Source organism: Acidovorax sp. (genome assembly GCF_046314175.1).
Lineage (GTDB): Bacteria > Pseudomonadota > Gammaproteobacteria > Burkholderiales > Burkholderiaceae_C > Acidovorax.
The window spans coordinates 1-14291 of the sequence record NZ_JBKBXG010000114.1; the positions used below are offsets into that span (position 1 = coordinate 1).

Genomic DNA, 14291 nt, shown 5'->3' on the forward strand with positions numbered 1-14291 from the left:
GGGGATTCAAGGGGGCGCGCTGACCGCTGCCAGCGTATCTCTGGCCTGCGTGCAGCGCAACGGGGGTCACTCAACGATTTCGCGAAAACTGGCGTAGTGATCGCTGGTGTAGTAGCAGGCGTCCGGAATCCGGGGCTTGCCACCACACACGATGCGCCGGGCTCCCCGGTTGCGCGATCCTGGTGTTCTGACGGTGTATTCGCGGTAGTAGCCCCGCTTGTGGGCGGGCAACAGCCGCTCGCGATTGCCAAAAACTGTTCCGTCCTTGTCATACGGAAAAGGCCCTCCCTCACGGATCAACGCGTAAGTCGCCCGCCCTTGGGGCGGCAACTCGGCGAGTGCAATGGGGGTGATGGAACCGTCAGTGGACGGGGATTTCCGGGCGTGCCCCGCTACCGGGGACAACACGAACGCAACACCCAAAACACACAAAAACCCTGCTTTGCGCGCCCGGGTGGCTACAGCCTTCAGCATCAAAGAACCTTTCACACGACTTATGCAATTTGGGGACAGGCAGTTGCTTATCCTCTAAAAACGCACTTCATACGCCCTTGTTTGCATAAGTCCAGCGTCCAGAAACCTACGGGTTAACCCGAAATTTCGAGCCGCTAGTGTCGCTCAACAGTCCCCAAAAAGCAAGCGCCTGCACAAATATTGGGCAGGCGCTGAAGGGAAGACAAGCTTTTAAAGTTAGCGCTTGCTATCTGTTAGTGGCTTATCTTGAAACATTGGCATCCGCCACTGTCAAAGCTGTCATGTTCACAATTCGGCGCACAGTGGCGCTTGGTGTCAGGATATGGACCGGCTTGGCAGCGCCCAGCAGCACGGGGCCGATGGCGATACCGCCGCCTGCGGCGGTCTTGAGCAGGTTGTAGGCAATGTTGGCCGCGTCGATGTTGGGGAACACCAGCAAGTTGGCATCGCCCGTCAGTTCGCTGCTGGGCATGAGGGCGGCACGCGCCTTGCCGTCCAGCGCCACGTCGCCGTGCATTTCGCCGTCCACTTCCAGCCAGGGGGCTTGCTGGCGCAGCAGCTCCAGCGTCTGGCGCATCTTCACGGCGCTGGGGTGGTTGCTGGTGCCAAAGTTGGAATGCGACAGCAGAGCGGCCTTGGGCTTGACGCCAAAGCGCATCATTTCCTCGGCGGCCAGTGCGGTGATCTCGGCCAGCTCGGCGGGCGTGGGGTCGTAATTGACATGCGTGTCCACAAGGAACACCTGGCGTCCTGGCAGCATGAGGCCGTTCATGCAGGCGTACACCGGCACGTCCTGTGCCGTGCTGTCAGCGCCGCCAGCGTGCTTGCCAATCACCTGATCGATGTACATCAAGTGGTTGGCGGTGGTGCCCCAGGTGCCGCAGATCAGGCCGTCCACCTCGCCCTTGTGCAGCATCATGCAGCCAATCAGCGTAAGGCGTCGGCGCATCTCGATCTTGGCGACCTGCTGGGTGATGCCCTTGCGCTCGGTCATGCGGTGGTAGGTCTGCCAGAAGTCGCGGTAGCGGTGGTCGAAGTCGGTGTTGACCACGTCGTAGTCCACGCCTTCCTTCAGGCGCAGGCCGAATTTTTCGATACGCTGGGCGATGATGGCGGGGCGGCCGATCAGCGTAGGGCGCGCCACCTTTTCGTCCACCACGATCTGTGCGGCGCGCAGCACGCGTTCTTCTTCCCCTTCGGCATAGGCCACGCGCTTCTTTGCGGCGGTGCGCGCAGCGTCAAAGATGGGCTTCATCGTCGTGCCGGATGCGTAGACAAAGGTCTGCAGCCGGTCACGGTAAGCGTCCATGTCGGTGATCGGGCGCTGCGCCACGCCGCTGTCGGCAGCCGCCTGGGCCACGGCCGGTGCAATCTTCATCATCAGGCGTGGGTCGAACGGCTTGGGGATCAGGTACTCGGGGCCGAACGTCAGCTTCTCGCCCACGTAGGCCGCAGCCACCACTTCGCTTTGCTCGGCCTGGGCCAGCTCGGCAATCGCGTGGACGGCGGCAATCTCCATCTCATCGGTGATGGTGGTGGCGCCGCAGTCCAGCGCGCCGCGGAAGATGTACGGAAAACACAGGACATTGTTGACCTGGTTCGGGTAGTCCGAGCGCCCCGTGGCCATGATGATGTCGCTGCGCACGCTGTGTGCCACCTCAGGCAGGATCTCGGGGTTGGGGTTGGCCAGCGCAAAAATCACCGGGCGCTCGGCCATGGTGGCCACCATCTCGGGCTTGAGCACGTTGCCCGCCGACAGGCCCAGGAACACGTCCGCACCCACCATCACCTCGGCCAGCTTGCGGGCGTCGGTTTTTTGCATGAACTGGCGCTTGTCGTCGTCCATCAGCTCTTCGCGGCCTTCGTAGACCACACCGGCCAGGTCGGTGACGAACACGTTCTTGCGCTGGATGCCCACCTTGAGCAGCAGGTTTAGGCAGGCCAGGGCCGCTGCGCCTGCGCCACTGGTGACCAGCTTCACGTCTTCAATCTTCTTGCCCGCCACCTTCAGCGCATTCACGATGGCCGCCGCCACGGTGATGGCCGTGCCGTGCTGGTCATCGTGAAAGACCGGGATCTTCATGCGCTTGCGCAGTTCGCGCTCCACGTAGAAGCAGTCAGGGGCCTTGATGTCTTCGAGGTTGATGGCGCCAAACGTGGGCTCCAGCGCCGCAATCACTTCCACCAGCTTTTGCGGGTCTTTCTCGTCGATCTCGATGTCAAACACATCCACACCGGCGAACTTTTTGAACAGAACAGCCTTGCCTTCCATCACCGGCTTTGACGCCAGCGCACCGATGTCACCCAGGCCCAGCACGGCCGTGCCGTTGGTGATGACCGCAACCAGATTGCCGCGCGAGGTGTAGCGGAACGCATTGGCCGGGTCTTTGACGATCTCCTCGCAGGGCGCAGCTACGCCGGGCGAATACGCCAGCGCCAGGTCGTGCTGGTTGATGACTTGTTTGGTGGGGGCAATGGCGATCTTGCCGGGCCTGGGGAACTCATGGTATTCAAGAGCGGCACGGCGCAGCTGGGCGCGCTTGTCGGAATCGCTGTTGTTGTTCTGGGCCGTGGTGTTCTCGGGCATTCAGTGTCTCCAACTCAGGATGGGTGCAAAAACCGTGCTGCAGCAGCTCTGCGCGGCCTGTCAGCTTTGTAAGGGTGTGCGATTGTAGGGGGAGGGTCGTAAAAACCCTAGTAAGCGAATCTGCTTATAGGGCTGCATCCATTGTGATCGCGATGCAGCCAATCGCCGCCCGCAACCCATGCAAAAAAGCTATGACATCGCACACTCGCGTCCTGTCCGGGTTCGGTTCTTGCTCGCGGGCAGCGACATGACTTCTTCTGTCCTCACCACGGGTCTGGCAACGGTGCATGCGTCCCCGTTGACACCCACTGCATTCCAATCCTTTGGCACCGTCTTGCAGGCACCCACGGGTTCTGGCCGCACGATCAATGCAGGCAGCTCTGAGCGCTTTGATCTGGTGGATGACCTGCAGCTGGGGGCAGAAGGTGGCCGCGCGCAATTGGCGCTGTTTCGCGCGCAGGCCCGTAGCTTTCCGCTGAATGTGCAGGACCTGGAATGCCACCGGCTGGGCAGCCAGACGTTTGTGCCGTGGGGTGCGGGTCGCTTCGCCCTGGTGGTGGCCCGCGCGGGTGAGCCTCCGACCGCCTCGTCGCTCCAGGCCTTTGTGACCGATGGCCGCCAGGGCGTGGTGCTGGCCCCGGGCACCTGGCACCATGCGCTGCTGGCGGTGGACGCCGGCGATTTCCTGGTGATCGAGCGTGCCGCCTCGGTAGTCGACTGCGAAATCCACCGCCTGGACAAGCCAGTGCGACTGGAGGGGCTGTAGCGCGCAATCGTCCGGATCGTTCACCGCGCCATTGCCAGGCGCTCAGCCAGTGCGATCAGCGACCGGTCGCTGCCCACGGGCCCCAGCAGCGACAAGCCCAGGGGCGCGCCGCCACGCTGCGCGAGCGGCAACGACAACTGCGGAAAGCCGGCCAATCCGGCAATGCACAGCATCTGGATGGCTCGGTTGCGGTAGTCCTCCAGGCTGCTTTCGGGGGCCGTGCGCAGCGGCGCAATGTCGGGCATGGTGGGCATGACCAGGACACCGTTCGGGCCCAGCAGCGCAGCCAGATGCGAGCGAAACCGATCCCGAAAGGCGCGAGCGCCATTCACCTGCGCATCGGTCACGGCGCGCGACCAGGCAAACCGCTCGGCCACACCCGGCCCCAATGGCGGCGCGTAGCGCTCGATCAGTGGCCCATCGGTCATCCACGCTTCGCGCCCCTGGATGTACCGAAAATTCCAGTACATCGTGTCGAACGACTCCAGCACTGCGTTGACGGGTTGCGATGGACCCAGAAGGTCCGTCACCTGCTGCGTGGCACCCTGCAGCGCATCCGCAACATCAGGGTCCAGCAGCGCCCATACATCTGCGGGCCACAGCACGCGCACCTCGCGCGGCAGCGGCGCGGCATCCTCCTCCAGCAGCACGTCGGCCACGCGGGCAAACGTCTGCACGTCGCGCGCAAACCAGCCGCAGGTGTCGAGACTTGGTGCCAGGTCCAGCGCGCCTTGCAGGCTCACGCGCCCGTGGGTGGGGCGCAGGCCGTACAAGCCGCAGTGGTTGGCGGGCGCCCGCACCGACCCGCCGGTATCGGTGCCCAGCGCAAAGTCGCACAACCCCGATGACACCGCAGAGGCGGAGCCTGATGACGAACCTCCTGTGATGCGGTCCGGCGCTGCGCCATTAACGGGCGCCCCAAAGTGCGCGTTGTTTCCGTTCATCGAAAACGCCAGCTCGTCCGTCACCGTCTTGCCCACAAAACGCGCGCCCGCATCCAGCAGTGTTTGCACCGTGGGCGCGGTGCACGTTTTGATGCCCGATAGCGCCAGCACCACCGGGTTGCCGCCGCCTGTGGGGTAGCCCGCCACATCAAACAGGTCCTTGGCCGCAAAACACAGCCCGCTCAAGGGGCCTGTGCTGGCGTGCGCCACCGTCGCGGGCGGATAAGGAACAAAGGCGTGGGCCGGGTCATGCACGGTCATGGAGCTGTGGCTTCGAGAGTAGGAGGAAATTCCGGTGCAATGGCCGCAGCGGCATCGGTGCGCAGGCACAGCGCTCGGTGGCCGGGTGCGATCTGCACCGCAGGCGGTTGCTGCGCCCGGCAGGCTTCGGTAGCCAGCGTGCAGCGGTCTGCAAACGCGCAGCCTGGGGGCAGGTCGGACAAATCTGGCGGCGCACCGGCGATGGTCTCCAGCGGCGTGCCGCGCGACATTGCGCCGTGTGCACGGCTTTTCAGCAGTGCAATGGTGTAAGGGTGGCGCGGGTTGCGAATCAGGTCGCGCGCGGTGCCCTCCTCCACAATGCGCCCGGCGTACATCACCGCAATGCGGTCCGCGACCTCCACGGCAGCGCCAATGTCATGGGTCACAAAAATCACCGACAGGCCCAGGTCCCGCTGCAGTTCGCGCAGCAGCAGCAGGATCTGGATCTGCACCGTGGCATCCAGCGCGGTGGTGGGCTCGTCTGCCAGCAGCAATTGCGGGTGGCAGGCCAGCGCCAGGGCAATCATGGCGCGCTGGCGCATGCCGCCCGACATCTCGTGCGGATAGGCCTGCAGCCGCCGCTCGGGGCTGGGGATACGTACCCGCTCGAACAAGGCCAAAGCGCGGTCCTGGGCATGCGCGGCCGTCACCTTCTCGTGGCGGCGGATCGACTCGACGATCTGCGCGCCCACCGTGTACACCGGGTCCAGCGCCAGCAGCGGCTCCTGAAAGATCATTGACGCTACCTTGCCCCGGTAGTCCGCCAACTCCCGCCCTGAAAGCGTCAGCAGGTTCTGGCCCGCCACTCGCACTTCGCCTGCAATGCGGGTGCGCCGCTCGGGGTGCAGGCGCAGCAAGGTGCGCAGCGTCACGCTCTTGCCCGACCCGGACTCGCCAATCAGCGCGACCACCTCGCCGCGCTGCACCTGCAGGCTTACGCCGCTGACGGCCTGCACTGGCTTTCGTCCACCAGTGAAGGTCACGCTGAGATCGCGCAGGTCCACGATGGGTTCGGTGGTGGCTGGTGCGACAGAAGGGGTGGCCAGGGTCATGGCATTGCTTTCATGCGGCCTGTGCCAAAGGCTGGGGGGCTTGCGGGTGGCCGCTGCCGGGTTCATGCATTAGGCAGGCAGCGACATGGTGTGGGCCGGTGATGGTACGCACGGGCACCCGCTGCGCACACACCGCCGCAGCCATGCTGCAGCGCGGATGAAATCGGCAGCCCGACGGTGGGTTGATGGGGTTGGGCGGGTCACCCGCCAGCGGGGCTTCTTGTGTGCGGTGGTCCGGGTCCATGGACGGCATGGACGACAGCAGTGCGGCGGTGTAGGGGTGCGCAGGTTGTTTGAACAGCGCATCTGATGGTCCGATCTCTGCCACCTGCCCCAGGTACATCACCATCACCCGGTCGCTCATGTAGTGCACCACGTTCAGGTCGTGGCTGATGAAGACGTAGGTCAGGCCAAACTCGGCCTTCAGGTCTGTCAGCAGGTTCAGCACCTGCGCTTCCACCGATTTATCCAGGGCAGACACGGCCTCATCGAGGATCACCATGCGCGGTTGCAACGCGAGTGCGCGCGCAATGTTCACGCGCTGGCGCTGGCCGCCCGACAGCTCGTGCGGGTAGCGCTCGGCAAACCGCGCGGGCGCCAGGCCCACCCGGTCGAGCAGGCTGCGTGCGCGTGCGATGGCCTCGCGCTTGGGCACGCCATGCACCTGCGGGCCGAAGGCGACGGAGTCCTCAATCGTCAGGCGCGGGTTGAGTGATGCATAGCTGTCCTGAAACACCATCTGCACCTGGCGGCGAAACTCCTTGAGCGGCAGGTCGCGGCTGCCCACGGTGCGGCCGTCAAACACGATCTCGCCCGCCGTGGGCGCGATGAGCTGCATCAGCAGCCGCGCGGTTGTCGATTTGCCGCAGCCCGACTCCCCCACCACGCCCAGCGTTTCGCCTTTGAGGACTTCAAAATTCACGCCATCCACCGCATGCACCACGCCACCGCCGCGGCCGAACGCATCCTTCTTGAGCGGAAAGTGTTTGACCAGGCCTTGGATGGTGAGCAGTGGCTGCGCAGGCCCGCCGACATCGGTGATCGTTTGCATGATCGGTAGACCCTCAGCCCTTGTTGTCCATCGCCGACCGCAGGCCGTCCGACAGGATGTTGAACGAGATCGACGTGATGAAAATCATCAGCCCCGGCAGCGCCGCCACCCAGGGCTGTACGTAGATGGCGGTGCGCAGCGTGTTGAGCATCAGGCCCCACTCGGGCTCGGGTGGCTTGACCCCCAGGCCCAGAAACGACAGGCCCGACGCCAGAATCATCGACACCGCAATCAGGCTGGTGGCATACACAAAAATGGGGCCCAGAACGTTGCCCAGCACATGCACCCGCACGATGGTGAACGCGTTGGCGCCTGAGGCGCGCGCAGCCTCCACATAGTCGCGGTTGCGCACCTGCGTAGTCACGCTCTCGGCCACGCGCACGATCTGCGGAATGAAAACGATGGTCAGCGAGATCAACGAATTGACCATGCCCGCGCCCAGCACGCCTGACAGCGCAATCGCCAGCAGCACCGACGGAAATGCGTAGAACACATCCACCGTGCGCATGATGGCCGTGTTGACAAAGCCCCCGGCATACCCCGCCACGATGCCGATGACCGAGCCGATCATGAAGGCAAACACCACTGGCGTGATGCCGATGAACAGCGACAGCCGCGCGCCCACGATCAGCCGCGACAGCATGTCGCGCCCCAGCTCGTCGCTGCCCAGTGGCAGGCCCTCGGTACCAATGGGCTTGAGCCGCTTGAGCATGGACGAGGCATAGGGGTCTGCCGGTGCGATCCACGGGCCAAAGACCGCCAGACCGATGAGCAGCAGCACCACCAGCGCTGCGCCCATGGCGACCGGGTCGCGGGTGAAGCGCACCAGCGCGGCGGTCCAGTAGCCGCGCGAACGCTGTGCATGCGCTGCGCTTGCGTCGGTGGCACCAGCTGATGGAGAGGATGCGGTGAGTGAGGCCATGGTGGAGTTGCCTTGTTCTTCAGCTTCAGGCGCGGGCGATGCGCGGGTCCAGCAGCGTCTGCAGCACGTCCACCAGCAGGTTCAGCAGCACAAAAAACAGCGCCAGCACCAGAATCGTCCCCTGCAGCAGCGGCAGGTCACGCTGGAAGATGGCGGAGTTGAGCAAGAAGCCCGTGCCCGGCCACGAGAACACCGTTTCGATGAGGATCGAGCCACCCAGCAGATAGCCCAGCTGCAGGCCCATCACGGCCAGGGCCGTGGGTGCTGCGTTCTTCACCATGTGCCGGAACACGCCCAGGTGCGTAAGCCCCTTGGCACGCAGGCCCATGATGAACTCCTGGTCAAGGATGTCGGCCACCAGCGCGCGCACGGTGCGCGCGATGATGCCCATGGGGATGACCGACATCGTGATGGCGGGCAGCACCAGAAACTGCAGGTGTTCCCAGTCCCACGCCCAGTCGCTGGAGCCGCCGGGCCCCGCACCCGTGGCGGGCAGCAGCATCAGCTGCGAGCTGAACACGATCACCATCACCATGCCCAGCCAGTAGTGCGGCACGCTCACGCCCAGCACCGACAGCATCGATGCCAGCCGGTCCACCCACGAGTTGCGAAAGTACCCCGCCACAAAACCAAACAGGCTGCCCAGCACAAAGCCGATGAAGGTGGCCACCACGGCCAGCCGCAGCGTGTTGCCCACGGCCGTCATCACCTCACCCGCCACGGCGCGGTTGCTGGCAATCGACACCCCCAGGTCGCCCTGCAGCGCACGCCACACCCACATCACAAACTGCTCGGGCAGCGACCGATTGAACCCATACAGCTCGCGCAGCTGCGCCTGCAGCTCTACCGAAGCGTCGGGCGGCAAGATGGACACCAGCGGGTCGCCGGGCGCCAGATGCACCAGCAGAAAACACACCAGCGCCACACCCAGCATGATGGGCAGGGCATACAGAAAGCGGCGCAGCAGATAGGCGAGCATGGGACTGTCCCGGGAGGTCAGCGGTGCGGGCGATGTGCTTGCTTGCTCAATCCATCGTCATCGTGGCGATGTCGATGAACCAGCTGCGCGGCTGCACCACGTTCTTGACCTTGGCCGACATGGCGCGCGGGCCCACGTCGTGCGCAATCCACACAAACGGCGCGTCTTCGACCACGTGTGCGTGCAGCTTGGCCAGCGCCGCGTCGCGCGCCTTGTCGTCAAAGCTGGTGCGCGCATCGGCCACCAGCTTGTCCACTTCGGCATTGCCGTAGTAGCCCCAGTTGTTCGACACCGGCGGGAAGGCCTTGGTGCTCACAAAACGCACCATCGCAAAGAACGGGTCCATGGCCGCAAAGCTGATGTTTACCGCGTTCGCGCCGTTGGCCGATGGGTCCTTGGCGCCCTTGCGCCAGTTGGTGAACAAGGTGTTCCACTCGATCACATCGAACTGCACGTCAAAGAAGCACTGCTTGAGGGATTGCTGCGCAAACTCGTTCATCGGCAGCGGCTGCATCTGGCCCGAGCCCGAGGCCGAAATCTGCACCTTCACCTTGATCGGTTTGGCCGCCGAGTAGCCCGCCTGCGTCATCAGCGCCCGCGCGGCCTTCACGTCGTACTTGATGTCGAACTTGGGGTTGCCCCACCACGGGTGGCCCGGGGGCACGGTGCCCTTGGGCTCGGCCATCATGCCGCCCAGCAACTGCTTCATGCCGCCGCGGTCAATGCACAGGTTGGCCGCCTGGCGCACGCGTTTGTCCAGCCAGGGCGAGCCCTCAGCAAACGACAGCTGCCACGGCCACACATGGGGCTGGGCGTTGGAGTAAATCTTGAACCCGCGCTGCGTGATCTGCGGCATGGCGTCGGGCGCGGGCGCTTCGATCCAGTCCACCTGGCCGCCCAGCAATGCGGCCGTGCGGGCATTGGCCTCGGGCATGGGCAGCATCACCACCTTGTCGATCTTGGGGGTGCGTTTGGCGTCCCAGTACGTCTTGTTGGCGGCCAGTTCCAGGCGCTCGCGCGCCACAAACCGCGTGACCTTGAACGGGCCCGAGCCTGCCGGGTCGGCCGCAAAGGCGGTCCATGCGGCCTTGGACTTGTCGGCGGGTGTGGCGCCTGCGGCGGCGTCAAACTTCTTTTGCCAGTGCGCGGGCGACGCCATGAACAGGTTGGTCAGGTTGATGGGCAAGAACGCATCGGGCTCGCTGGTGGTCAGCTCCACCGTCATGTCGTCGATCTTGCGGGCCGTGCGCAGTGTAGGCATGCGCGATGCGGTCACGCCCACCTGGCTGGGGTCGAAGTGCACCGCGTCCTTGTCCAGCACCTTGGCCACGTTCCACACCACGGCGTCCGCATTGAGCGCCGAACCGTCGTGGAACTTCACGCCGGGGCGCAGCTTGAACACCCACTTGGTCTTGTCCTTGTCGTCCACCGCCCACGACGTGGCCAGCGCAGGAATCAGCACGCTGGCGGCATCGGCCTTGGACAGGTCCCACTGCGTGAGCGAGTCGTAAATCGGGATGCCCGTGAAGCGGTTGCCTTCAAAGCCCTGGTCGGGCTGGCCCAGCGTGCGCGGGATGTCTGCTGCGGTCATTGCAATGCGCAGCACCTTCTCTTGCGCCAGCGCGGCCGAGCCCCCCATCAACGTGAAGGCCGTTGCCAACGCCAAAACCAGCGGTGCGGGGCGCAGGCGGCGCTGGCGAGGATCGGTACGGGTTTGCGACAGCGACGACAGGGCTTGGCTCATGGGGCACCTTCTGGATGTAGGGTTGAGGGTCCACCCTTCTTAGCAAGTGACATGCCATGCATTTCAGTGCTTGCTAAACCTCCCGCTGCACCATGAACAAAGCAGCGCCATGGCCTGTCCCCATCGTGGTGCAGGTTCTGCCACGCAGAAAGTCATCGCCCAAAGAAAACGGCCCGCGAGGGGCCGTTAGGATTTAGGGGAGGCGCCGGTCACGCCCCTGCCGGGTCAGCGGCTGCTCGGAAAGCTGAACACCGCGCCCTCGCGCACACCGGCCGAGGGCCAGCGCTGCGTGATGGTCTTGCGCTTGGTGTAAAAGCGCACGGCGTCGGGGCCGTAGGCGTGCAGGTCGCCAAACAGGCTGCGCTTCCAGCCGCCAAACGAGTGGTACGCCACCGGCACGGGCAGGGGCACGTTCACGCCCACCATGCCCACCTGGATGTGGTCGGTGAAGTAGCGGGCGGCCTCGCCGTCGCGCGTGAAGATACAGGTGCCGTTGCCATATTCGTGGTCGTTGATGAGCTGCATGGCCTCCTGCAGCGTCTTCACGCGCACCACACCGAGCACGGGGCCGAAGATTTCTTCCTGGTAGATCTTCATGCCGGGCTTCACGTTGTCGAACAGGCAGGCGCCCAGGAAGTAGCCCGCTTCGTGTCCGGCCACCTGCACGCCGCGTCCGTCCACCACCAGCGTGGCGCCTTCGGCAACGCCCTGGTCCACATAGCCCTTCACCTTTTCGAAATGCTGCTTGGTGACGAGCGGGCCCATGTCGTTGCTGTTGTCGGTGCCGGGGCCTACCTTCATCTTGGCGATTTCGGTCTTCAGGCCCGCAATCACGGCATCGCCCACCTCGTCGCCCACGGCCACCAGCAGCGGGATGGCCATGCAGCGCTCGCCGCACGACCCGTACGCCGCGCCCATCAGCGCGCTCACGGCGTTGTCCACATCGGCGTCGGGCATCAACACCGCGTGGTTCTTGGCGCCACCCAGGGCCTGCACGCGCTTGCCGTGTTTGCAGCCTTCGGCGTAGATGTATTCAGCAATGGGGGTCGATCCGACGAAACTCACGGCTTTGACGCGCGCATCGCGCAGCAGCGTATCGACCGCCAGCTTGTCGCCGTTGACCACGTTCAGCACGCCCGGTGGCAGGCCCGCCTCCAGCGCCAGCTGGGCAATGAACAGCGTGCTGCTGGGGTCGCGCTCGGATGGCTTGAGCACAAACGTATTGCCGCAGGCCACGGCCATGGGCCACATCCACAGCGGCACCATGGCCGGGAAGTTGAAGGGCGTGATGCCCGCGGTGACGCCCAGCGCCTGGAACTCGCTCCACGAATCAATGCTGGGCCCCACGTTGCGGCTGTGCTCGCCCTTGAGCAGCTCGGGCGCGTAGCTCGCGTATTCGACGTTTTCAATGCCACGCTGCAGCTCACCGTGTGCATCGGCCAGCACCTTGCCGTGTTCAGCGGTGATGAGGGCGGCGATCTTGTCGGCGTTTTCTTCGAGCAGCACCTTGAGCTTGCTCATCACACGGGCGCGCTTCAAGGGCGGCGTGTTGCGCCAGGCGGGGAAGGCAGCCTCGGCCGAGGCAATGGCCACCTCTACCGTGGCCTGGCTGGCCAGCGCCACGTTGGTGGTGGACTGGCCCGTGGCCGGGTCGAACACTGGCTGCGTGCGCTCTGTGTCGGCAACGAGCTTGCCGTCAATCAGGTGGCCAACGGTGGTGGTGACGTTCTTGTCGTGGTTCATGGCAAAAATATGAGTCAAAAGTGCCTCTAGCGCTTATCCATCAAGCGCTAGTAGCTATCAATATAAGAGTTTTTGTGGTTGACGGGTTTAAGCCGTCTCAGCCAGTGCATCGCCCAGTGCGTTGATCAGACGGTCGATCTCGGCACGTTCGCTGATGAACGGCGGCGCCAGCTGAATCGTGTCGCCACCGTAGCGCACGTAAAAGCCCTTCTTCCAGCAGTTCATCGCAATCTCGTACGGGCGCTTGGCAGGCTCGCCGGGCACCGGCGCAATCGTGAAACCCGCGGCCAGGCCAAAGTTGCGGATGTCCAGCACATGCTTGGCGCCCTTGAGGCTGTGCACGGCCTCTTCAAAATACGGCGCCAGCGCTTTAACGCGGCCGATCATGTCTTCCTTTTGCAGGATGTCGAGCGCCGCAATGCCCGCTGCGCACGCCACGGGGTGGGCCGAATACGTATAGCCGTGGGCGAACTCCAGCATGTACTCCGGCCCGCCCGCCGCCATGAAGGTGTCGTAGATCTCCTTGGTGGCCACCACGCCGCCCAGCGGTTGCGCGCCGTTGGTCACCTGCTTGGCAAAGTTCAGAATGTCGGGCGTCACGCCAAAGGCCTCGGCACCCGTCCAGGCGCCGCTGCGGCCAAAGCCGCTGATCACTTCATCAAAAATCAGCAGGATGTTGTTCTGCGTGCAGATCTCGCGCAGGCGCTGCAGGTAGCCCACGGGCGGGATCACCACACCGGCCGAGCCCGAGAAAGGTTCCACGATCACGGCAGCAATGTTCGATGCGTCGTGCAGCGCAATCACTTCCAGCAGGCGGTCGGCCAGCTCCTTGCCCGTGGGCGGCATGCCCTTGTAAAACGAGCCTGCGGGCGGTTGCGTGTGGGGCAGGTGGTCGGCCTCGATGCCCTGGCCAAACATCTTGCGGTTGGCCACGATGCCGCCCACCGAGATGCCGCCAAAGTTCACGCCGTGGTAGCCCTTTTCGCGGCCGATCAGGCGGGTTTTGCTCGCCTGGCCCTTGTTTCGCCAGTAAGCGCGCGCCATCTTCAGCGAGGTGTCGGCCGACTCGGAGCCCGAGCCGGTGAAGAACACATAGTCCAGCCCTGCGGGTGTCAGTTCCTTGACCCGGTTGGCCAGCTCGAACGACAGGGGGTGGCCGAATTGGAAGGCGGGCGCGTAGTCCAGCTTCATCGCCTGCTTGCCAATGGCCTCGGCGATCTCGCGGCGGCCATGGCCCAGGCCCGCACACCACAGGCCCGAGAGGCCATCAAAAATCTTGCGGCCTTCCGAGTCGGTGTAGTAAGCGCCGCTGCCCTCCACGATCATGCGCGGGTTGGCCTTGAACTGGCGGTTGGCCGTGTAAGGCATCCAGTGCGCGTCCAGCCACTCGGCGTCCATGCGGGGGCCTTCGGCGCCAGCGGCGGGTTTTTCGATGTTGACGAAGCTCATGGGGTTCTCCAGTGCAAAGGCGGCGACACAAGGCGGGCAACCCCCTTCGCATAGGGGGTCGGACGTGGGCCATTGTTGCGCCGCCTGTTAATCTCTCAAATAATCCAATATCAATGTTTACTTGACGGTTTATGCAAGTAAAACCACCCACATCCCAACCCTCCCTCAAACACCGCGCCGTACTGGGCCAACTCAGCGACATGGACCTGCGCCTGCTGCAGGTGTTCAAGAGTGTGGTCGAGTGCGGCGGCATGTCGGCCGCCGAGCTGGAGCTGAACATCGGCACCAGCACCGTCAGCCGCCACATGAAGGACCTGGA

12 protein-coding genes are annotated in these 14291 nt (G+C 64.4%); 2 read left to right on the plus strand and 10 right to left on the minus strand.

Annotated elements, in window-relative coordinates; genetic code table 11:
* Positions 1-66: 66 nt before the first annotated feature.
* The gene (locus ACK4OE_RS22780) at positions 67-474 is read right to left on the minus strand and encodes a ribonuclease domain-containing protein (RefSeq protein WP_409888414.1); all 408 of its coding nucleotides are present in this window, start codon (positions 472-474) and stop codon (positions 67-69) included.
* Between the two features lie 241 nt (positions 475-715).
* Positions 716-3061 (minus strand): NADP-dependent malic enzyme, encoded by a 2346-nt coding sequence (locus tag ACK4OE_RS22785; protein WP_409888396.1) that lies wholly within the window; start codon positions 3059-3061, stop codon positions 716-718.
* 247 nt (positions 3062-3308) lie between these two features.
* On the opposite strand from ACK4OE_RS22785, the gene ACK4OE_RS22790 reads away from it, so the two are divergent.
* Entirely contained in the window at positions 3309-3827 is a 519-nt protein-coding gene (locus ACK4OE_RS22790; RefSeq protein ID WP_409888398.1) for an ureidoglycolate lyase, read from the plus strand.
* Positions 3828-3847: 20 nt separating this feature from the next.
* Here ACK4OE_RS22790 and ACK4OE_RS22795 read toward each other — a convergent pair whose 3' ends face one another.
* The 8 genes from ACK4OE_RS22795 to ACK4OE_RS22830 all read right to left on the minus strand — a co-directional run bounded on the left by ACK4OE_RS22795 (position 3848) and on the right by ACK4OE_RS22830 (position 13972).
* On the minus strand, positions 3848-5032 hold the full coding sequence (locus ACK4OE_RS22795) for an amidase (RefSeq protein WP_409888400.1): 1185 nt from the start codon (positions 5030-5032) through the stop codon (positions 3848-3850).
* Positions 5029-6084 (minus strand): ABC transporter ATP-binding protein, encoded by a 1056-nt coding sequence (locus ACK4OE_RS22800; RefSeq protein ID WP_409888402.1) that lies wholly within the window; start codon positions 6082-6084, stop codon positions 5029-5031. The genes ACK4OE_RS22795 and ACK4OE_RS22800 overlap by 4 nt, the downstream gene beginning before the upstream one ends.
* A gap of 10 nt (positions 6085-6094) precedes the next feature.
* Positions 6095-7135, minus strand: a complete 1041-nt coding sequence (locus ACK4OE_RS22805; RefSeq protein ID WP_409888404.1) for an ABC transporter ATP-binding protein — start codon at positions 7133-7135, stop codon at positions 6095-6097.
* Positions 7136-7148: 13 nt separating this feature from the next.
* On the minus strand, positions 7149-8057 hold the full coding sequence (locus ACK4OE_RS22810; protein WP_409888406.1) for an ABC transporter permease: 909 nt from the start codon (positions 8055-8057) through the stop codon (positions 7149-7151).
* Positions 8058-8082: 25 nt separating this feature from the next.
* Entirely contained in the window at positions 8083-9036 is a 954-nt protein-coding gene (locus ACK4OE_RS22815; protein ID WP_409784015.1) for an ABC transporter permease, read from the minus strand.
* Positions 9037-9082: 46 nt separating this feature from the next.
* Entirely contained in the window at positions 9083-10675 is a 1593-nt protein-coding gene (locus tag ACK4OE_RS22820; protein ID WP_409888416.1) for an ABC transporter substrate-binding protein, read from the minus strand.
* 330 nt (positions 10676-11005) lie between these two features.
* Positions 11006-12523: a CoA-acylating methylmalonate-semialdehyde dehydrogenase gene (locus ACK4OE_RS22825; RefSeq protein ID WP_409888408.1), complete on the minus strand. Its 1518-nt coding sequence runs from the start codon at positions 12521-12523 to the stop codon at positions 11006-11008.
* Between the two features lie 87 nt (positions 12524-12610).
* Positions 12611-13972, minus strand: coding sequence for an aspartate aminotransferase family protein (locus tag ACK4OE_RS22830; RefSeq protein ID WP_409888410.1), 1362 nt, complete (start codon positions 13970-13972; stop codon positions 12611-12613).
* A 131-nt stretch (positions 13973-14103) separates the two neighbouring features.
* On the opposite strand from ACK4OE_RS22830, the gene ACK4OE_RS22835 reads away from it, so the two are divergent.
* Positions 14104-14291: LysR family transcriptional regulator (locus tag ACK4OE_RS22835; RefSeq protein WP_409888412.1), on the plus strand; the 188-nt coding region annotated here is incomplete at its 3' end.

Coding starts and splice junctions, on each gene's coding strand:
- ACK4OE_RS22780 (WP_409888414.1), bottom strand. CDS start 474: ATGCTGAAGGCTGTAGCCACCCGGGCGCGCAAAGCAGGGTTTTTGTGT.
- ACK4OE_RS22785 (WP_409888396.1), bottom strand. CDS start 3,061: ATGCCCGAGAACACCACGGCCCAGAACAACAACAGCGATTCCGACAAG.
- ACK4OE_RS22790 (WP_409888398.1), top strand. CDS start 3,309: ATGACTTCTTCTGTCCTCACCACGGGTCTGGCAACGGTGCATGCGTCC.
- ACK4OE_RS22795 (WP_409888400.1), bottom strand. CDS start 5,032: ATGACCGTGCATGACCCGGCCCACGCCTTTGTTCCTTATCCGCCCGCG.
- ACK4OE_RS22800 (WP_409888402.1), bottom strand. CDS start 6,084: ATGACCCTGGCCACCCCTTCTGTCGCACCAGCCACCACCGAACCCATC.
- ACK4OE_RS22805 (WP_409888404.1), bottom strand. CDS start 7,135: ATGCAAACGATCACCGATGTCGGCGGGCCTGCGCAGCCACTGCTCACC.
- ACK4OE_RS22810 (WP_409888406.1), bottom strand. CDS start 8,057: ATGGCCTCACTCACCGCATCCTCTCCATCAGCTGGTGCCACCGACGCA.
- ACK4OE_RS22815 (WP_409784015.1), bottom strand. CDS start 9,036: ATGCTCGCCTATCTGCTGCGCCGCTTTCTGTATGCCCTGCCCATCATG.
- ACK4OE_RS22820 (WP_409888416.1), bottom strand. CDS start 10,675: ATGGGGGGCTCGGCCGCGCTGGCGCAAGAGAAGGTGCTGCGCATTGCA.
- ACK4OE_RS22825 (WP_409888408.1), bottom strand. CDS start 12,523: ATGAACCACGACAAGAACGTCACCACCACCGTTGGCCACCTGATTGAC.
- ACK4OE_RS22830 (WP_409888410.1), bottom strand. CDS start 13,972: ATGAGCTTCGTCAACATCGAAAAACCCGCCGCTGGCGCCGAAGGCCCC.